General features: G+C 39.8%; 14 protein-coding genes. 7 read left to right on the top strand and 7 right to left on the bottom strand.

Annotated features, from left to right (window positions below):
• Positions 1 to 303 precede the first annotated feature (303 nt).
• Positions 304 to 1,572 (top strand): iron-sulfur cluster carrier protein ApbC, encoded by a 1,269-nt coding sequence (gene apbC / locus FTU62_RS03235; RefSeq protein WP_180101819.1) that lies wholly within the window; start codon positions 304 to 306, stop codon positions 1,570 to 1,572.
• A 501-nt stretch (positions 1,573 to 2,073) separates the two neighbouring features.
• On the opposite strand, the gene FTU62_RS03230 is transcribed toward apbC, so the two are convergent.
• From FTU62_RS03230 to FTU62_RS03220, 3 genes are read right to left on the bottom strand one after another with little or no spacing between them, the layout of a single operon-like run.
• A complete protein-coding gene (locus FTU62_RS03230; RefSeq protein WP_180101818.1) occupies positions 2,074 to 4,086 on the bottom strand; it encodes a TRAP transporter permease in 2,013 nt (670 codons plus the stop codon).
• Positions 4,083 to 4,577, bottom strand: a complete 495-nt coding sequence (locus FTU62_RS03225; RefSeq protein WP_233945036.1) for a DUF1850 domain-containing protein — start codon at positions 4,575 to 4,577, stop codon at positions 4,083 to 4,085. The genes FTU62_RS03230 and FTU62_RS03225 overlap by 4 nt, the downstream gene beginning before the upstream one ends.
• Positions 4,555 to 5,562, bottom strand: a complete 1,008-nt coding sequence (locus FTU62_RS03220) for a TAXI family TRAP transporter solute-binding subunit (protein WP_168379308.1) — start codon at positions 5,560 to 5,562, stop codon at positions 4,555 to 4,557. The genes FTU62_RS03225 and FTU62_RS03220 overlap by 23 nt, the downstream gene beginning before the upstream one ends.
• Before the next feature lie 437 nt (positions 5,563 to 5,999).
• On the opposite strand from FTU62_RS03220, the gene FTU62_RS03215 reads away from it, so the two are divergent.
• From FTU62_RS03215 to FTU62_RS03190, 6 genes are all read left to right on the top strand, one after another.
• Positions 6,000 to 6,593, top strand: coding sequence for a LysE family translocator (locus FTU62_RS03215; protein WP_078192265.1), 594 nt, complete (start codon positions 6,000 to 6,002; stop codon positions 6,591 to 6,593).
• A gap of 112 nt (positions 6,594 to 6,705) precedes the next feature.
• The gene (gene dcd, locus FTU62_RS03210) at positions 6,706 to 7,275 is read left to right on the top strand and encodes a dCTP deaminase (protein WP_005008040.1); all 570 of its coding nucleotides are present in this window, start codon (positions 6,706 to 6,708) and stop codon (positions 7,273 to 7,275) included.
• A 244-nt stretch (positions 7,276 to 7,519) separates the two neighbouring features.
• On the top strand, positions 7,520 to 9,580 hold the full coding sequence (locus tag FTU62_RS03205; RefSeq protein WP_180101817.1) for a hypothetical protein: 2,061 nt from the start codon (positions 7,520 to 7,522) through the stop codon (positions 9,578 to 9,580).
• Positions 9,581 to 9,590: 10 nt separating this feature from the next.
• Positions 9,591 to 10,280, top strand: a complete 690-nt coding sequence (locus tag FTU62_RS03200) for a hypothetical protein (protein ID WP_067764582.1) — start codon at positions 9,591 to 9,593, stop codon at positions 10,278 to 10,280.
• A 30-nt stretch (positions 10,281 to 10,310) separates the two neighbouring features.
• Positions 10,311 to 12,491: a DUF6160 family protein gene (locus tag FTU62_RS03195; protein ID WP_180101816.1), complete on the top strand. Its 2,181-nt coding sequence runs from the start codon at positions 10,311 to 10,313 to the stop codon at positions 12,489 to 12,491.
• 50 nt (positions 12,492 to 12,541) lie between these two features.
• Complete coding sequence (locus tag FTU62_RS03190) at positions 12,542 to 13,849, top strand: hypothetical protein (protein ID WP_180009837.1); 1,308 nt, start codon at positions 12,542 to 12,544, stop codon at positions 13,847 to 13,849.
• Between the two features lie 64 nt (positions 13,850 to 13,913).
• Here the strand turns inward: FTU62_RS03190 and FTU62_RS03185 are convergent, their stop codons facing one another.
• The 4 genes from FTU62_RS03185 to FTU62_RS03170 form a co-directional block, all read right to left on the bottom strand.
• Entirely contained in the window at positions 13,914 to 15,629 is a 1,716-nt protein-coding gene (locus FTU62_RS03185) for a proline--tRNA ligase (protein WP_180009836.1), read from the bottom strand.
• Between the two features lie 96 nt (positions 15,630 to 15,725).
• Positions 15,726 to 18,830 (bottom strand): efflux RND transporter permease subunit, encoded by a 3,105-nt coding sequence (locus FTU62_RS03180; RefSeq protein ID WP_180101815.1) that lies wholly within the window; start codon positions 18,828 to 18,830, stop codon positions 15,726 to 15,728.
• A 23-nt stretch (positions 18,831 to 18,853) separates the two neighbouring features.
• Positions 18,854 to 19,957 (bottom strand): efflux RND transporter periplasmic adaptor subunit, encoded by a 1,104-nt coding sequence (locus tag FTU62_RS03175; protein ID WP_180101814.1) that lies wholly within the window; start codon positions 19,955 to 19,957, stop codon positions 18,854 to 18,856.
• A 46-nt stretch (positions 19,958 to 20,003) separates the two neighbouring features.
• Positions 20,004 to 20,597, bottom strand: a complete 594-nt coding sequence (locus FTU62_RS03170; RefSeq protein ID WP_233945418.1) for a hypothetical protein — start codon at positions 20,595 to 20,597, stop codon at positions 20,004 to 20,006.
• Between the last annotated feature and the right edge of the window lie 317 nt (positions 20,598 to 20,914).

Here is a 20,914-nt window from a genome sequence, read left to right as displayed (position 1 = left end):
AGATTGCACATCCATCGCTATGATTATTCTGTTGAAACGACTGAAATATAAACTGAAATTACGCTGAAAATGTATGGTTGATATGTAATCAATTCAAATTTAAAGGCTTTGGTTTAGCCGCAAAAATCAGTTGCAGGTGCATTTTTAAGCGTCACACGTTAGAAAAATTGTTTGAAAGCTGACTAAATTACTCAACTTTATAAGTTTATAGGGATAAGTCATTCATCTCCCTCTTACTCTGGGGCAGATGAACAGGTAAACTATCGCTATTATCTTTTGATTTTCCTGTTTGGAGACAACATAATGTCGTGGCTTTCTTCTCTAAAATCTGTGTTTTCACCCTCCCAAGAGGTGAAAGAAGAGGAAATCCAACAGGTTTTACAAAACTATGTACTTCCCAATTCAAATAATGCTTTAAAAGACCGTATTACACAGGTAAATGTGCAAGGTCAGATCTTGCAGATCACGATTAATACCTTTCCTTCAGAAGCCGATGACTTACAAAAAATCCATGATGATTTGGCCGATGCATTGGAAAAATGTGGCATCACAGAATTAAATATGCACGTGATTCAGCAAAAGACTGGACATACATCGGGTGGTTGCGGTCATCACCATGCAGAAGGCGAAAGCTGTTCTAGCCAAGAAAAAGCTGAAAGTTCAGCAGCAAAAAGCCAGTTACCTCCAGTTGTGGATGCGTCTGCGAAAACACCCGAAGCACCTGCCGAAGTTGATCCGAATAACCCACCGATTCAAAAAGCCGCTCCACAACAGCGTGATGTACCGAAACACCCACGCATTCAAAATGTCATTTTGGTGTCATCTGGTAAAGGTGGTGTGGGTAAGTCAACCACGACAGTTAACTTAGCTTTGGCATTACAGAAATTGGGGCTAAAAGTTGGCGTTTTAGATGCGGATATCTATGGTCCAAGTATTCCAACGATGCTCGGTAACGCTGGCCGTACGCCGATGATTGAAGCTGAGCAATTTGTTCCTATCGAAGCATATGGTATGGCTGTACTTTCAATTGGTCACTTAACTGGAGATAACAATACGCCAGTGGCTTGGCGTGGGCCGAAAGCGACAGGGGCGTTAATGCAGCTCTTTAACCAAACGTTGTGGCCTGATCTGGATGTATTGGTCATTGATATGCCGCCAGGCACAGGTGATATTCAGTTGACGCTTGCACAGCGTATACCAGTGACAGGTGCTGTGATTGTGACGACACCACAGAACGTTGCATTAATGGATGCGACCAAAGGCATTGAGTTGTTTAACCGTGTACACATCCCAGTGATGGGTGTGGTTGAAAATATGTCGACCCATATTTGTTCGAACTGTGGGCATGAAGAGCAAATCTTTGGTACAGGTGGTGGCGACCAACTTTCAGCCCAATACGACATTCCGCTCTTAGGTCGTTTACCGCTGAATGTACAAATTCGTGAAAATGCCGATGCAGGGAAACCATCTGTGATAGCAGGTGATGATGCTGCTGAAAGCTACATGGCGATTGCACAAAAAGTTGCAGATGCATTACCTCAGGCTGAAAAAGATAAAAACCGTATTTTCTAAGGGTGAACTGAAATTTAAGTTGATCGTATTAAAATCTGGCCTCGTGCCAGATTTTTTATAACGTGGTATTGGGAGTGTTTGAAAATTATGAGTACTGAACTTTAGACATTCAACGATGTCTATGAATTACACATCTAAAAAACGATTTGCACAATTTCTTATTTTTCCTGCGATTATAAGCCGTATGCCAAGGATAAAATTCTTGAGGCATATCAAAGGATGTCGCGTTTGTACTTAGTTTTTACAAAATAGCTTTCACGATATTTCTATTATTTTGGCTAGGATCAATTCTTTGAACGGCAGTAACTGTACAAACGCATTGTGTCTTAGATTTTTTGCCAAATGTCCTCTGTTACAAAGGGCTTAGCATTGAAAAAATATAGAGGAACAAATAATTTTAAATATTATTTGAAGTCATTAAAACCCACCCATCAAATGAGGGTACGCCTTAGTCTAAGAAATTAAAAAGCCCGGTAATTACCGGGCTTTTTAATTGGTTTTTTAGGAGGAAAGAGACGGGTTTGCTTTACGTTTAGCAGTGATAATATTCACCGTAATTGCGATGATGACCATGATAATGCCTACAATATCTGTAATGGTTTCTGGAATAATCATACACAGCGCACCCACACCTAAAAAAATACGCCAGAACCAGTTGAGATAAGTCTTGAAATAACCTTCAACTGCGGAGCCTAAAGCGAGAATTCCTATCACTGAAGTGACAGTAATACTCACTATAGTTGTCCATGCAGGAAAGGCAAATTCTCGAGCATTGACTGCAACATTGGTGGTATCAATCATCAGTATGGCAGGGTTATAAACGAATAAAAATGGAACAATAAAACCAGCAAGAGATAGTTTTAAGGCCTGAAACCCAGTGCGCATTGGATCACCGCCTGCAATTCCTGCGCCCGCAAAGGCGGCAAGGGCAACTGGTGGGGTGATGTTTGCAAATAAACCAAAATAGAACACAAACATATGCGCGACTAATACAGGGATATCAAAGTTTGCGAGTGCTGGTGCTGCCATGGTGGCAGTAATGATATAGGCCGGAATAGATGGAAGCCCCATGCCTAAAATCATCGATGCAATCATGGTTAAAAATAAAGTGAGAAAGAGACTACCTGCACCTAAACTCATAATTGAAGAAGTCATTACTGAACCAAAACTTGTCAGACTTACTACGCCGATAATAATACCAACGACAGCACAAGCAGCCATCACAGATAATGATTGTTTGGCTCCATCAACGAGCGCATCTAAAATATCTTTTACACCCATTCGTGTTGATTTTCTTAAAGCTGCTACAAAGATGGTCAGGACGATGGTGTAGACAGCAGCATAGCTCACAGGAATATTTTGAAATAAGAAAAAGACCAGTGCCAAAATTGGAATAAGTAAATGTCCACGCTCTTTTAGAACTTCTTTTACTTTTGGTAAATCAGCTTTAGGTACGCCTTTCAGATCATCTTTACCCGCACGGAAATGAACTTGAGCCATGACGCCAAGGTAATACAATAAAGCAGGTAATAAGGCGGCTAGTGCAATTGTGCCATAACTCACGCCAGTTGTTTCGGCCATAATGAAGGCACTCGCACCCATGACTGGTGGCAAAATTTGTCCACCAACGGATGCACTGGCTTCAACGGCACCAGCAAAATTCTTGTGATAACCAATCTTTTTCATCAATGGAATAGTAAATGAGCCTGTACCAACAACATTGGCAACAGCAGTGCCATTAATACTGCCCATAAATCCACTTGAAATTACAGCAACTTTGGCAGGCCCACCTTGTTTATGTCCAGCCAGCGCCATGGCAAGATCATTGAATAATTTCCCCATACCTGATTTTGCAAGAAAAGCACCAAAAAGGATAAATAAGAAAATAAAGGTGACGGATGCACCAATTGCCGAAGAATATAAGCCTTCGGTTTTTAAATACATATGTCCGAAAATGTCGCTGATTGTATAAGGGCGAGTAAGTAATCGATCTGGCATCCAATCAAAGTGACTGATAAATGTATAGGTCAGGAAAATTAAACTTAAAATGGGCAACATCCACCCCATGACCCGGCGAGTTGCTTCTATGACTAATACCACACTCATAATTGCAAACGCGATATCTAAGGTATTTGGAATACCACCTCGAGTGGTCATAATAGATTGATATTCTTTCCATAAATATAAAAAACTGAAGATGGAAAGCAAAGCCAAGAACCAATCGAGAAGTGAAATATGCTGTCGGGAGCTTGTTTGACGAGCTGGATAGAGTAAAAAAATGAGTGCTAGGCCAATAGCGACATGGGCTGCACGCTGTATTAACTCAGGTAAAGGATTAAACGTAATAAATAAATGAAATAATGAATAAAAGATCGCTACAAATGCAACAAAGTAGGTAACAGATTTGCTCATATTGATTCGAGTAACAGATTCCCGATCAAATTTTTCTAATATGGCTTGTTGTTGTTTCTCATCGAGTTGTTCTAATACAACTTTATCTTCTTTGGAATTCATAGGCATTCTCCAATCCACCAAGACTTCCATTTGGGTTGATATTGAACCGAGATGTTGACCAAACTATAGTCTGGGTAACTTTGAAAAATAGACCAAATTTTTTGGTCAGCGAGGATCGTGCCTTGCATATTTCTAGAAATCACCCAGTTGATTTCATCTATATTTTGATTGACCCGCATTCTAATCACACCATTTTTTTGAAACTCAATGGGATAATTTGAGGGTGTACCTGCACCAAATGAAATCAAATCGGTGTGGTGCAGTAAAAACTTATTCTTTTGACGCTGATATTGTTCAGACCAAGCCGTCTTTTCTACTGAATGCTTCCACTGTAAATCAAATTGATCAGTTGAAATTTTGCATATATCAGTTTCAACTCTAACCTGCGTATACAGTGTTGGATAGCTAGCATAGATTAAGAAGAACAATATAAAAAATGCAGTATAAACTGCATTTTTTTGAAGCTTATTATTTTTTAGCCACTTCATCATAGTAGCGTTTCGCGCCTGGATGTAGAGGCGCTACAAGGCCTTGTTGAGCACCTTCAAGCGTGATTTCTGTTGCTGCTTGGTGTGAAGTTGCCAATTGAGGCAAACTGTCAAAGAAAGTTTTTGTTAGTTTGTAGACATCATCATCCGATATATCTGTGCGAACAACTAATGCATTTTTAATTGCGGCAGTTTGAATGTCCGCAGTATTGCCATATGTGCCTTTTGGAATAATCATCGGTAAGAAATAACTTTGATCTTTAGCTATTTCTTTGACTTTATCTGCATTGATTGAAACTAACTGTAGATCAAAGCTTTGTTGAAGTTCCATGAGTGATGAATTTGGAATGCCACTAGTCAGGAATGCTGCATCAAGCTTGCCACCTTTTAAAGCATCAGCGGCTTCAGCATAGCCTAAATAATCAACTTTAATATCTTTATAGGTGATTCCAAAACCATTCAACAGTGTACGTGCATTTACTTCTACACCTGAATTTTGTGCACCTACAGCGATACGTTTACCTTTCAAATCTTCGATATTTTTGATCCCTGATTTTTTAGAGGTTACGATTTGTACGTAGTTGGGATAAAGCGCTGCGACTTGGCTGACATTCTCAACTTTACCATTTGCGAAACTTCCTGTTCCGTTCAGTGCTTCTGTTAAGCTGTCACTCATAACAAATGCCATTTCAACTTTATTCTGTTTCAGAAGGTTTAAGTTTTCGACGGATGCACCTGTAGTTTGAGTCTTAGAATTTACACCAAAGGTTTTGTTATAAATTTCTGCAAGACTTGTCCCAATCACATTGTAAGGTCCTGATGCCCCACCAGTTGCAATGGTTACGAACTTGGTTTGAAGTTTGTCAGATGTAGCAGTTTCTGCGCTTTTTCCTTCCGTGGTATTTTTTGAAGTAGATTGATCATTTGAGCAAGCAGTAATACATGCCAAAGTAACCGAGAGTAACGTGAGTTTTGTCCATTGGTTCATAGAAACGTCCTTTTACACATAAATTTTGAATATTGATTTGATGAGCTTTAATTTTAATTTCCACTACTCAATTGAACATAACTTAATCAATTATTTTTGAAAAGTATTTTTTTTTGATTTTTTAGTCTCCAATAAATAATGGTTATGCGTAAGAATGGCATGGAGCTATATCGTTTATTTTAATAATATTTTTTTACGTGTAAAAACTGTAGGGTATACATGGAATCATGTGAAATTTCTATTAATAAATATAAGTTCAAGATATTTCTTTGAATTGTAAGGTGCTCTGAATGACTGTTCAGCTAAGGTTTTGTTTTTCTATTTAAGTTACTGAATTTATAATTAAATAAGGAGTTTTTTATAAGCGTTTCTATTTTTTATTTTGCTAATACGAAACAACTGAATTAATCTTCGCGGATTAAGTTTGAGGTCAAAGTATGATTTCATGGTTTTTTATTGGTCTAGTTATCAGTATTTTGTTAACGCCAGGACCAACCAATACCTTACTCGCATCTTCGGGTATTCAAGTTGGGCTACGTAAATCATTCCGACTCATTCCAGCGGAAGCCTTTGGTTATCTTATTTCGATTAGCCTATGGGGTTTTCTCATTGGTAAAATTTCCGTACATCTGCCTTTACTACCGACCATTTTAAAACTGTTTAGTGCTGGTTATATTCTATTTTTGGCTATGCGATTATGGCGTACAGCAACTGTTGCTGAAAATTTTAATCAAAAGGGCATTCGTGCACGCGAACTCTTTGTTGCGACTTTATTAAACCCCAAAGCATTATTATTTGCATCTGCGATTTTCCCTGCGTTGGCTTGGCAAAATGCGCAGTATTATGTAGCTCACATGCTGATCTTTCTGTTGTTGATTGTTCCTATTGCATTCTTTTGGACCTTTCTTGGTTCCGTTTTGGCATCGAATAAAATTAGTTGGCTCAATCAAGCCAATCTACAACGAACAGCATCGCTAGTCTTGGTCAGTTTTTCGATTCCACTGAGTTATTCTGCGATTTTAAAACTCTAAATTGATTTGAAAATGACTAAATCCGCTTAGTTCGGTAAAGCTTATTTTCATTAAGTCGGATTTCAGTTAAAGTACCACGCAATAATTGATTTAAGTTTTTGGATAGAGATAAATGGCTATTAAGTCTGATCGTTGGATTCGCGAAATGAGCGAAAAACACGGCATGATTGAACCGTATGCAGAAAACCAAGTCCGTTATGATGAAAATGGCGAAAAGCTTATTTCGTATGGCGTGTCTAGCTATGGTTATGACGTGCGTTGTGCTCGTGAATTTAAAGTCTTTACCAATGTTCATTCAGCAATTGTTGACCCTAAAAACTTTGACGATAAAAGCTTTATTGATATCGAATCAGACGTTTGTATCATTCCGCCGAACTCGTTTGCACTAGCACGGACAGTCGAATATTTCCGTATTCCACGTAATGTGTTAACCGTTTGTTTAGGTAAATCAACCTATGCGCGCTGCGGTATTATTGTCAATGTGACGCCTCTTGAACCAGAGTGGGAAGGTCACGTGACTTTAGAATTTTCGAATACAACCAACTTACCTGCACGTATTTACGCGGGTGAAGGTGTCGCACAAATGTTGTTTTTCGAATCAGACGAAGTGTGTGAAACCTCTTATAAAGACCGTGGCGGTAAATACCAAGGTCAAACTGGTGTGACATTACCGAAAGCTTAATCCTTCGGATTTAGTTAAATAAAGCGGGCGAATTAGCCCGCTTTTTTGTTGGGTCATTCATCGGAAAATAGACCATTCGGTGGGGAAGTTTTTGCAATTGAGTAATTATTCAGCATAATAAAAAGTTAAGTGACTGGTCTATCACAAGTCTTCATTTAAGGAATAAATGGACAATAACATCAAAGCCAGTTCTCAGGAATAAATATAAGAGAGATGCAGAGCATCTGATAAAAGGAAGGTCGAGATGACTCAATTCACCCAGGCTAAGTTATTCCGCCAGAGTTGCTTAGCAGCCGCAGTCAGCATTTTTGCTGCACCATCTGTTTATGCGCTTCAAGATTTATCAGATGAAGCACTTTCAGCCACAACGGGTGAAGGTGTTGCACTCACTTTAGAGAATTTCAAAATGGTCTTTCAAGGGCCAAATGACCGTTCTACGGCTTCTAGTTATGCGTCTGGTATGGTTGATCCTGGGAAAAACGATACAGGTTTTATTCGGATTATTCCTACAGGTGAAAACTATGAACAATTAGGGCAGCGTGCTTACGATAAAATCTACAAAGCAGCTTATGTTGATGCTTATCAGCAAGGCCGAGTTACGGGCTATAACGGTGTTTATGACTCAACTTTTATAAGTTCTAAAAGCACTTATGAGACCAATAATGCTACACGAGTAACCAATGAAACCATCGCAACATATTCAACAGAATATCGTGGCCGATTAGTACAGTCTTATCTTGAATCACCAACGATGAAGGCATATTACGATCAGCGTTATGCAGATTATTATAATGGTTCATCGGCTGGCTTACCTTTTGAAAACGATGGCACAACGAAAGAATCAATTACTCCAGGACTAAAAGAAAAGTCACAAACTGCTGCTTTAAAAAATACCTATGAAATGATTGAGTTACTATACGGTAACAATAGTACGGGTAATTTGCCGACCACTTCGACTTTTTATAAAAATTATGTCTCAGGAAAAATTACACGTTCAAATATTATAGATACAACAAAAAATGCTCAGTTGAATGCCAAAGCTGCAGAAACCCTCAATCAGTTGGCAACGGACTATGCCAAGCTTGAAGCTCAAAAGGCAAGCGATGCAGCATTAGCAACCGTGAAGAAAAATGCTGAAATTACAGCAAAACAAATTGCTTCGACTGCGACCGTATCGAGTCTCAGATCGAAAGCAGATGTCTTTATATATGGTTTAGCCTTATCAAACAGTAAAGATAAAAATGGCAAAAGTTCATTAGCAACACGCTATACCGATCAAGGGTTTAATTGGGGGACCGCTGAAAATCCGTGGCTTTTCCATGCGGGAAATCAAGATGTTGAACAATTTGCGAAAGATAATAAGGGGAATGTTGGTTACTTAGCGATTGAGGCACCATTAAAGAAAATTGCGGCAGATGATGCATCTAACAACATCAAGCTTGGTTTGTGGATGGATGTATTTTCACGGTCTTTGAATTCAAGCAATGTCGTCGATCCGATTACCGGTGCGCCGACCAGTGGCTTAGATAAAGATTATCGATTACGGACTCAAATTGTTGCGAATGGTTTGAGTTTTAATGGTTCACAAGTTCGCATTTTTCAAACACTAAAATCAACAAATACCAACTATAACCAAACTTTAGGTTTAGCCAGTTTAATTCGTATTAATACCAATGATCGTGCTGAGTCACTGAGTATCAATGATGGTGATTTGGATGCTCGCGGTATGCGTATCAGTACAGCTGCACGCTCCGAACTGGATGATGGTACTGCAGCGACACCAGCGATGGATCGATCTGCAGCTCCAATCTTTCATGAAACTGAAGGTCTATATTTATATAGCCCAAATATCAATTTAGTTTTAGGAAATATGTATCAGCCCTTTATTGTGGGTTCAGAAGGTCGAAATATTATACTGGAAGTAACTCGTATTCCAAATGTACCTTCTATTTACAGTAAAATTTATACCTACTATACGGATATCCCGGGTAATACCACGGGTACATCGGGTTTAACCGCTGCTGACTTTAAAGGTTCAACCTGTAACGTCTATAGTTGTGGTACGGAGTTAAAAGCAAACTCTTCAGATGCGACAGCACTATATCAAGGGCGTAATGCAACACACAGTAGTATTGCAATCGGTACAGTAGAGCGCTTGCCTGGTAATCTGCTGAATGCAAAAAGTACGGATGCTGCGACAGGTGTGGTCTTTAAAGGTGTCAATGGACAAAGCACGAATTTAGGATCTGTTGCCATAGATGGCGTATTGATTCAGCACTTAAAAATAAGAACAACAGGGCTGTAGGAGAAATTAAATGTATAAAATTTTATGCGCTGTTGTTTGTGCTGCACTGACACAAACTCATGCAGGCTTAGTGTCTATGGATAATACCGAACTCACTGCTGCAACCGGTCAAGGCGGTGCTGATCTCAGTTGGACACTTTCATTAAACCATCAATACGCCAATGATATGTCGAAAAACAACATTTCTATCATGGATGCGAATGGAAAAACGACTCAAGCTTTTTATGGATATCAATGTTCATCCAATGAGTTTTGTCGCTTAGCACTTGCACCCAATAATCATGTGGATGCAAATGGTAATAAGAAATGGTTGGTGTTTAAACAGTTTCAAGGAACGTTACAGATCGATCAATTTTCACTAGATGGTGTGACGATTATCAATCGTGAAGGTAATCCACAAACGGCTATGCAGTTGACATTTTATGATGACAAGCCATTAAAAATCAGGAATTTAGGATTTGCTACGTTGGCGGTGGAAACAGGGACGACAGGTAAGGAAGGTTATGAAAATACCAGTACTTATACAACCTATACCGAAAAGAAAGCTGATGGAACAACTTCAACTTTAGCAGTGCCTGATTTTGATCGTGGTTCAGAACAAGGATTTATGGGTGTTAATGTGCATGGCAACATGCACATGAGTGGAAAGTTAAACATCTTCAGTTTTAACTGCACTGGAAATGGTGCAGGTCGCTGTTAATCAGCTGTGACTGAATATAAGGATATAGTGATGAAAAAAATAACAACTTTAACGGCACTCGCAACCAGTATTTTACTTGCTCAATACGCCTATGCTTTTGAAGCGATGACCGATGAAAGCTTGGGTGCAGTTACTGGCCAAGATGGTATTTCGATTACCCATGAAGTTTCTAGAGTCAAAGTTGATCAGTTAAATTGGGTTGACCCAACTGACCAAAATAAGATGAAAATGGGTTTGCACAATGTACAAATAGATGGCGTTGGGCAAAGCACCATTACATCAAAATTAGATTTTGATGTTGGGACTACGGATGCTGGTGTAGGCATGCGTATTGCCGCAAGTGTCAGCCCATTTACTGCTGTTGCGCAAAATATTATGCTGCTGTGTCAAGGCGCAACGTGCCAAACGCCTACGCAAAATTTAGGTTCACTTGCGATTGCAACATCTTCACCTTTAAAAGTATTACTTGAAACCAGCAATGGTCTATTTAACCGTAATGATACGGCGTATATGGAATTTCAATTGCAAAATGCCAGTATTAGTCATGGTATGAATGGACATAGCGTAACCTTAAAGGACTTTAACTTTAACTTTGCTGGTTCAGGTTATATGTATGTCGCAGCTGATGAAGGCATTGTTCTCACCACAAAATCCACAGGAAGCAAAGACCATACGGTCAATTTAGGGCGGGTAAAGGACATTTCAGATGTGCATAGTTCACGTAGCGATGCCACAAACCCCGGCGTTAATATCGATTTACGATACGGCACCGATGGTGGTGCGCAGCGCAATTTAATTCGTATGGGAGCATCGGGTGCTGTCACTAATGCACGAGTTGCCTTAAATGCCAATCAAGACGGAATCAAAGATTTTGGTCTAGCAACGAAGGCTTCTGGATATGAGTCCGTTGGTTCAGGTGGTTTACATTTAGGTGTGCGCGCGGATTTCACTTCAAAGGATGATCCTAGCCTTGTTGCAGGTCAAGCACCGACAACCTTAGAAATTGGCCATACGGGTATTGGTAGTTATGCCATTGAATTTTCTAATTTAACGTCTTTAGTTGCTGATAAAAATGCCTATATTGATTTTGGCGATATTTATATCAATACCATTCAAGCAAAAAGCCTTGATTTTCTGGTAAATGATAAATTAAAAGCAACATTAGGTTTAACCAATAATGTTTTAACCCAGAATCTGTCAAATCAAACGGCGGGCGGAAATTTTGCACTAGTGGCGATTCGTGGTATGGATTTTCAGTCCATCGCGCGTACCGCACGATTTATTTCGGATAACTCAATTGCTGCAATTGCAAGTAATGACAACAGTTGGGGGATTGGTATCCCGATTTATAATATGAATGCCAACGTTGCATTATCAGAGAAAAAATACAGTTATAAAAATGCGGCTGAAAAATCAGGTATTGGCTATAACCTTGTAATGAGCACAGATGGTTATGGTGTTGATAAAAAAACAGGAACACCAAGTACAACTTCTATTATTTTGATTGATGGTAAAAAAGGTATTAATGGTCAAGAAGTCAATTATTATGCTGGCTTAAGAAACATCAATGCACTTATTCAATCTGATGGTGTGATTGGCTATGAAAATGATGGCATCTATGTACGTGCAGATAATTTATTGATTGCAGCTAATGCCGAGTTAGCGATTGGTCAACTTCCGGGTTCAACCTATAACTGTGCGACTACAGCTTCTGCCAAATGTGGGACTACAGTACCTTTAGATAATTTCTCTAAACGTGATGATGTGTTGACGAATATTGCGTTTAAACTTGATGGTAAAGGTGAGCTATTTATAGTACCGGGCCTAAATGACAGTGCAGAAAATAATTATTTATCTTTTCGTGGCAGCTTTGAATTTAAAGCATTAACAGATGCTGAAAAGAAAGATCAAAAAGTTATGGGAAGCTATTTAAGTTTGATGAATGAAGATGTAAATGCCAGCGGTGTCGTTTCAGCTTCAAGTATCAATATTAATAAAATGCAGGGCGATCTAGGTTTTGATGCTCGAATTAAAATGAAACAAGATTCGGTAGAGTTTGATAATCAGGTGAAATTTAATCCAACCAATAATATGTCTAAAGCGTTTCGTGCAGAAGTATCGATGTTAACAAATGGCAATATGCAAAAGATGGCGGATATAGCCCTAACCGGTGGAACAATGCGAAGCACCATGGGGATTACTCCACGCTAATAATATTAAATCAATAACAAATAAATAAAATAACGAACAGGGAATTTGTTATGAAAAAGAAGTTAATCAGAGGTTTGATCTTCTCGACATTTGCGATGAGTAGCTTATCTCATGCAATGATGGCTTTAGATGATGAAAGCTTATCAAAAGTTGATGGTCAAGCATTACTCTCCATGGAATATACGCAGGGGTATAATTCTGTGGATGAGAGTGGACAAGCCGTAGACCAATCCAATGTCGGCTTTTATAAGCTTGGTTTAGAAGCTGAAATGGAGCTCAATGCCAATATTAAAAAGCTCCAATTGGGTTGTGGTGGTGCAAATGGCTCAGGTGCTTGTGATATTGATATCGATCATATTTCATTGAGTGGATTGCCTGTAAATAGCAATTATACGTCTGATGAACGTGCGGCAACTTCTGCTTTGTTGACCAATCCTTTTATCGAAATTGCAATTAAAGATCCCAAATCAGCTGCAACTCGTGAAGTGATGGGCTTTCGTCTGAGCGCTGAAAAAATTTCTGGGTTAATGACATTAGGTACAGAAAATAGTAATACACCCAATGGTATCAACACCTTTAGTGGGTATATGAAAACCAAAGCGTCTGCGGGTGTTGCAACAACTGCCGAGCGTGTGATGGACTATGCTTCTACGCAGCAATACATTGAAGGGGCAGTTAAGGGGACATTATTTGGTGCTGAAGTTGATCTACCGCTTCACTACAAATCAGATAATTATTCTTTTAATTTAAAATCAACCACAGCACCTTTTACAATTCCAGCCACTGTCGTGAGCGGGAATAGAATTAAGGATAATATTGCGGTATTAAAAGGCACAGGTACAGTTGATCGTCTAGATTTTAGTGGTCCATTAGAAGCTCAGATCTCTCTACTTGGGTTAAATATTAATTTGAATAAAGACGTAACAGGCTATCTTACTGGACTACAAACCGATATTACGGTAAATCAAAGTTTAGGTTTGATCCATGCACTTTATCTAAATAACCCTGCTTCGTTATCCTTACAAGCTCAAAAAATACTCTGGCCTGGTGCTGCAGTTGCAGCAGAAAGAGGTTGGTGGTTGGCGATGGAAGATGAGGTCGATTTGGGGAGTATTACACCTTCAGATAAAGTGGCGATTACGGATGAAGTGTTGAAACAAACGATCGCTGGAATTAACCATGACTTAAGTACCAATGTTCGTAATTGTGGAGATTTAATCTTTGGTTGTGTTGCAGGTTCGGCTTTAGATGTTAAAGAAATTAAAAACCCGTCATTAATTGATTTCCCATTAAACAATTTAAAACTTTCTGGACAGGAGTTTCGTTCTAACTGCTTCGGCGGGCTGAAATTCTGTTAAGGCTTAAAGTATTTAATATAAAAAAATCCCGCACTTAGCGGGATTTTTTTATATTTAGCGCAAATTATTTTGCAATTTTCGCTAAAAGGTCTTCTTTACTGAGGTTGCTTGATTCTTCATCACGGCGACCTTTGTACTCAAATGTACCAGCATCCAAACCTTTCTCACCAATAACGATACGGTGTGGAATACCTGTTAACTCGATATCAGAGAATTTAACACCAGGACGCTCATTACGATCATCAAGAAGAACATCATAACCAGCAGCAGTTAATTCTGCATACAGTGCTTCAGCTGCTTCCATTGTACGTGGTGACTTATGTGCATTCATTGGCACGATAGCAACTTCGAAAGGAGCAATTGCAGACGGCCAAATAATACCTTTGTCATCGAAGTTTTGTTCAATCGCAGAAGCAACAACACGAGTTACACCAATACCGTAGCAACCCATAGTCACAACGAGAGGTTTGCCATCTTCACCTAAAACTTTGCAGCCAAGCGCTTCAGAGTATTTTTGACCCAACTGGAAGATATGACCAACTTCGATACCACGTTTAATCAAGATTGTACCTCGACCATCTGGAGAAGGGTCACCTTCAACAACATTACGCAGGTCATAAACTTCGGTGTATTGTGCATCACGTTCCCAGTTTACACCTACAGCATGTTTATCAACTTGGTTTGCACCAGCAACAAAGTCTGAAAGTACAGACGCTGCACGGTCAACAATAACGGTAATGCCTTTTTGGGTTAAGCCTTGAGGGCCACAGAAACCAGCAGTTAAGCCTAAGTCAGCTAATTGTGCTTCAGTTGCAAAAGTTAATGGAGCAGCAATTAATGGGTGTTTTTCTGCTTTAATTTCATTCAGTTCATGGTCGCCACGTAGGAATAAGGCAACCACTGGCGCAGCTTTACCTTCTTCAGCAACACCTTGAACCAACAATGCTTTTACAGATTGAGCAGGTTTTGATTTAAGGAATTCAGAAACATCAGCTATGGTTTTTTGATTTGGTGTATCAATAATTTCAAGTGCTTTAGTCGGAGCAGCACGTTCACCAACTAGTACGGCTTCAGCCATTTCTACGTTAGCAGCATAATCTGACTCTGTAGAGAATGCGATGTCATCTTCACCGCTAGAAGCAAGTACGTGGAATTCATGAGAACCCGAACCACCAATTGAACCTGTATCCGCTTGAACTGGACGGAAATTTAAACCTAAACGCGTGAAAATCTTGCAGTAAGCTGCATACATGTTGTCATAGGTTTCTTGTAAAGAGGCTTGGTCAACATGGAAAGAATAGGCATCTTTCATGATGAATTCACGTGAACGCATCACACCGAAACGAGGGCGGATTTCGTCACGGAATTTGGTTTGTACTTGGTAGAAGTTTGCAGGCAATTGCTTATAGCTTTTCAACTCATTGCGAGCAAGATCTGTAATCACTTCTTCATGTGTAGGGCCAAGTACAAAGTCATTGTTATGACGGTCTTTAAAACGTAAAAGTTCTGGACCATATTGTACGAAACGACCTGATTCTTCCCATAAAGATGCAGGTTGAGTGACAGGCATCAGGACTTGAAGTGAACCAGCACGATCCATCTCTTCGCGGATAATCGCTTCAACTTTATTTAATACGCGAACGCCCATCGGCAGCCAAGTGTATAAACCTGAAGCCAATTTACGAATCATCCCGGCACGAAGCATAAGCTGATGTGAAATAACTTCAGCATCGTTTGGGGTTTCTCTTAACGTTGCAAATAAAAAGCGACTCGCGCGCATGGAAACTGTCCTAAAAAATTAAGCGTTAAAGTGGAGAGTATACAATAAAAAATGAGGTGAACATTTTCCAAAGTCACCTCATTTTAGATTTTGTCATTATGACATGATTTTTTTGGCCTGACGTGCAAGGAAGTTTCGGAAATCATCCAAATAGGTAAAAATCACTGGAACAACCACGAGTGTCAGTAAGGTAGAGGTAATCACACCACCAATCACGGCATGTGCCATTGGCGCGCTTTGTTCACCGCCTTCACCCAGACCAAGTGCAAGCGGAACCATACCCATCACCATTGCGCTGGTGGTCATTAAAATGGGGCGTAAACGGGTTTTACCTGCTTCAATAATTGCGTCATAACGATCTACACCATGATCCATGGCTTTTTTAATAAAGTCGATGAGTAGAATTGCGTTCTTTGTCACCAAGCCCATGAGCATAATAATCCCGATAATGGAAAAGAGGTTCATGGTTGAATTAAATAAGAATAGGGCCAAGAACACCCCAATCAATGATAAGGGCAATGACGCCATAATGGCTGCAGGGTGAATGAAGCTATTAAATTGTGAACCCAAAACAATATAAATAAACACAATAGAGAGCGTAATCGCTGTCATTGCATAACCCGCTGATTCAGCCATATCTTTATTGGCACCTTGCGTGACAAAACTATAACCCGGTGGCAAGTCGAAGTTTTTCTCTATCTCATTGATTTCGGCACCAATATCACCCGCAGGACGTCCTGCTGTGTTGGCTTCAACCATTACTTCACGTGCCAGATCACGACGGTTAATTTGTGAAGCACCGAGTGTTTCTTCAAAGCTAGCCACACTTGCCAATGGAACCAAGATAGGTAAGCCTGTGGCATCGGTTTTTTGCGATGTGATGTACATGCTTTGAATGTCTGTTGGTAGTCGACGCTGATCTTCAGTGAGACGTAAATTTACATCATAGGTTTCGCCTTTATCATCCTTCCACGTTGTTACATTATCCCCCGCAAGAAGAGGGCGTAACACATTGGCGATCTGATTGACGGATAAACCTAAATCACTGGCTAAAACGCGATTGATATGTACACCTAGCGTCGGTTTAGGTTCTTTAAGCGAGCTTTCTAAGTCGACAATACCTTCGACTTTGGCAACTTCAACCAAGAATCGATCTGAAATGCGTTGTAACTCATCCAAGTCGGGGCCTTTAATCGAGATCATGACCGGCTTTTGACCGCCCGAAACTGTTTCATCAGCTGAGGCAATCGAGGTAATAGTAATTCCTGCCACATGTTTTAAACGTGTACGGAATTCATTGTTGAGATCCGTTAAGGTTTGACTACGCTCCGTACGTGGTGAAACGGTGACACGAATGCTGGCATGGTTTTTGCCGCGGTCAGTAGCACTATTAATGGCACCATAAGTGGCTTTGACTTCTGGATGCTGGCGAATGATACGATCTACTTGCTTAAGCTTCGCCTGTGAATATTCAAGGGTTGCATCAACGGGTGTTTCAAATTTGATCCGAATTTCACCTTTGTCTGGTACCGGTACAAATTCGGTTCCGATCAGTTTGGATAAACCCAATGCACCAAATAATGATGCAACGGCGATTAAAAGGGTAATGAGCCTAAATTTTAAAGCAAGCTTGAGTAATTTTTCATAATGATGGCTTAGGTTGTCGAGCTTGCCCGAAATCCAGTTAAAAAAACGTTTAATTTTACCCGGCTTTTTATTTGGATCGTGGCGCTCTGCCCAGTGAGCAGACAACATCGGGTCAAGGGTGAAACTCACAAACATTGAAATCAGTACAGCGGTACTGACGGTTACACCAAATTGATAGAAGAAACGCCCAATAATACCGCCCATAAATGCCACAGGTAAAAATACCGCGACAATGGTCAATGTTGTGGCCAATACGGCTAAACCAATTTCTTTCGTGCCGTCGAGTGCAGCGGTGACATGGTCTTTGCCCATATCAGCATGGCGGACAATATTTTCGCGTACTACAATGGCATCATCAATCAGGAGACCGATACTCAGTGAGAGAGCTAGTAGGGTCATCATATTGATGGTAAAACCAAAAATCCAAACAAAAGTGAGGGTACCTAGTAGTGAAATCGGTAGAGTTAAACCTGTAATGGCTGTCGAACGAAATGAGCCGAGAAATAACAATACAATGAGTACCGCAAGTACTGCACCTTCAATAATCGTACGTGCCACGTCTTTAATGCTGCCACGAATACCTTTTGAAGAATCAACCACAATTTCTGCGGTCGTGCCTTTCGGCAATTGCTTTTGGATTTTACTTAAGGTTTTACGGGTATTATCAACCACCTCAATCACATTAGAGTCCGAACTTCTCAGAATGTCGACAGCGACGGCTGTTTTACCATTCAGATAAGCACTCGACTCCATTTCAGCTTGGCTATCTTCTATTTCGGCAATTTGTTTGAGATAAATCGGCGCGCCATTTTTATTGGCAACCACTAAATCACCGAATGAGTTTGGGTGAATAACCCGAGATTTAATTTCGACCACCAATTCTGAGTTCTTTTGTTTTAAAGTCCCCCCCGGAACTTCAATATTTTCAGATTTTAGGGTGTTTATAACTTGGTCTATCCCAATCCCGAAACTTTGTAATTTTTGCGGATTTACTTGAATACGAATTTGACGCTGTGCATCACCCAATAAATTGACCGTACCGACACCGGGAACTGTTCTGAGTTGTGGCACAATCCGTTGATTGAGATAGGAACTCAAATCACGTAAAGACATGTCCTTCGATTCAAAAACAATCGACATAATCGCACTGGCAGTAGGGTCGTAGCGCTCTACAATCGGGTCATCAATTTCATCACGAAATTGTGCAGTTACTGGTGCAATTTTATCTCGAATATCTTGTGCAGCTACAGAGGACGAGACATCTAGATTAAATTCGACAATGACCGTGGATAAACCTTCACTGGACTGTGAAATGACTTGCTTAAGGCCTGAAATGGTATTGATCTGATCTTCAAGTTTCTTGGTGATTTCAGATTCGACAGACTCAGGAGAAGCACCCGGATAGTTGGTGTAGACAACAACAAAAGGGAAGTCGACATCAGGAAACTCTTCAACACCCATACGTTGCCAAGAAGCGAGTCCTAGCACCATCAGACAGAACATCATCATGATGGTGAAAACAGGATATTTCACACTAATTCGGGTTAACCACATAACAACTGTCCTGCCTTATTCTTTTAATTTTGGCTGATACTTACATCTTGTTTGATATCTGAATCATTAAATTTAATTCGGCTGATCAGATCGCTATTTTGTAAGCCCTGAACAATCGCGGTGTTATTGCTATAACTCTGATTCAAAATTTGTACTGGTACTTTGGTAATTTTATTTTGACGAATGACCCAGACATAAGGTTGGTCTTTTAGACTTTGGATGGTATCGAGTGGAATTTTTTGGCCTGAAATATTATCCGTGCCTAAGATGTGACCTTCGACAAAAGCACCAATACTTAATGAAGTAATAGTTTCATTTGGGGCTGCAAAAAATTCAATTTGACGACTGGCTTGATCGGCAATCGGTGAAATCCGGCTGATTTGTGCTGTGAGTAAATTGCTATTACCTTGGATGCTATATTCAATCTTTTGTCCAATTTTCAGTGCAGCTTGCTGATCACTTGGTAATTTGGCTTGAATTTCTAATTGGTCTGGATTGACAATTTCAAAAAGGGTTTGTCCGGCAGCAACCGTTTGTCCCGGTTCAACATCACGTTTGGTTATCACGCCTTGGATAGGGCTATAAATGGTACCATCTTGATTGGCTTTTCGCGCAATATCGACATTAGCTTGTTGGGCACGAACATTTTCCATTTGAGCTTGGTAATCGACACGACTTTGTTCAAACTCTACTTTGGAAATAAAGCCTTGATTCAGCAAACGCTGTTTACGTTCCATCATCAGTTTGGCTTGATTGGCTTGAGCTTGCGTTGATGCAAGGTTTGCTTGAGATTGAGCAAGACGTGCGGCATTGTCTTGATTATTTAAACGCACCAACACTTGGCCTTTGCTGACACGTTGTCCGACTTCTGCATTAACATTGGTTGCAGTCGCAGTGACTTGGGCTTGAATACTGCTCTGATTGACCGCCCGAATGGTACCTGTAAATGCTGTTTTTGAAATGGCGTTGCCTTGTTCGATCGTGACCAGATCTTGTTGAATCAATTCAATCTTATTTTCTGGTTTAACACTTTGCTGCGGATCTTCTTTTTGACATGCAGCCAAAGTCAGGCTTATGCAAAGCAGGCTAAGCTTTAAAAATGGGGATGATTGCTGTGCAGAGTGCATAATGGTCCTTATATCAGCGGTCTACAAAAGCAATTGAATAACAAGTTTATTCCATCGCTTTTAAACGCGTAATAATTCTGTCGTATTCAGCTTCTGTATTTCGATAGCGAGTTTGTAACGATTGAATGTATTCTTTTTTCGCTACCATATTTTTTTGATTATTATCCAACATTGTTTTTAATTTTGCCGGAACGGTTTCACCTTTTCGAAAATGTTCACGTTCTTGGCGAACAAATAATACACGATCATTTTGTAATTGTTTTAATTGTTCTTGTTCAAACACGATCTGTTTACGTATACCAGTCAGTGCATCACGCTTTTTAATGGCTGCAGTTCGGCTATTGGTATAGGCTTTTTTAAGTTTGATATCTGACGCTTGCTGACGTGCTTGGGCAGCACGCTGAGGAGCTTGTCTAATGTCAGCTTCAGCATTGTAGGGGCGGTTACGTTTAATCACTTGCATATTTTGATCAAGTGCTTCATAACCATAGCGGATGTGATTTGGTGTCACATTGGTACTGATGTTTGCTACGCCTTTACTGTCATAGTAGCGATACCAAGTCGCCTTTTGGGGTTGCTGTGTATTGGTTGGTGCAGCAAATAAAAGCGGGGTATAAGCTAGTAAACAAGTCGTCAGGATGACTTTTTTTGAGAAATGTTTAAGGCTAATCAAGTGAATTTTTTTTGTAAGCGGACTCAACCTTGTACTCCCCAGTTTAAAGTTGACTAAATTACTTATTTTAAAGTAATAATCTTGCTATAATATGCTTAATTAAGACAATTAAATACTATTCCAAGTTAAAAAAAAATCGTTGGTCATCGGAAAGTGTGAAGCAGTTAATAAAAACAAGAAATCTTGTGTGTTTGCGCAGAAAATGTTCATTGAAAACGCAAGTAAAGATATGTTAAAAATGTTCACAACTTGTAAATAATAATGCTGCTAACTTAATTGTTTGT

The organism is Acinetobacter sp. YH12126 (assembly GCF_013418745.1).
In the GTDB taxonomy this organism is placed as follows: Bacteria; Pseudomonadota; Gammaproteobacteria; order Pseudomonadales; family Moraxellaceae; genus Acinetobacter; species Acinetobacter amyesii.
Note: the sequence above shows the minus strand (reverse complement) of the source record. Positions and strands in the feature narration are given on the sequence as shown.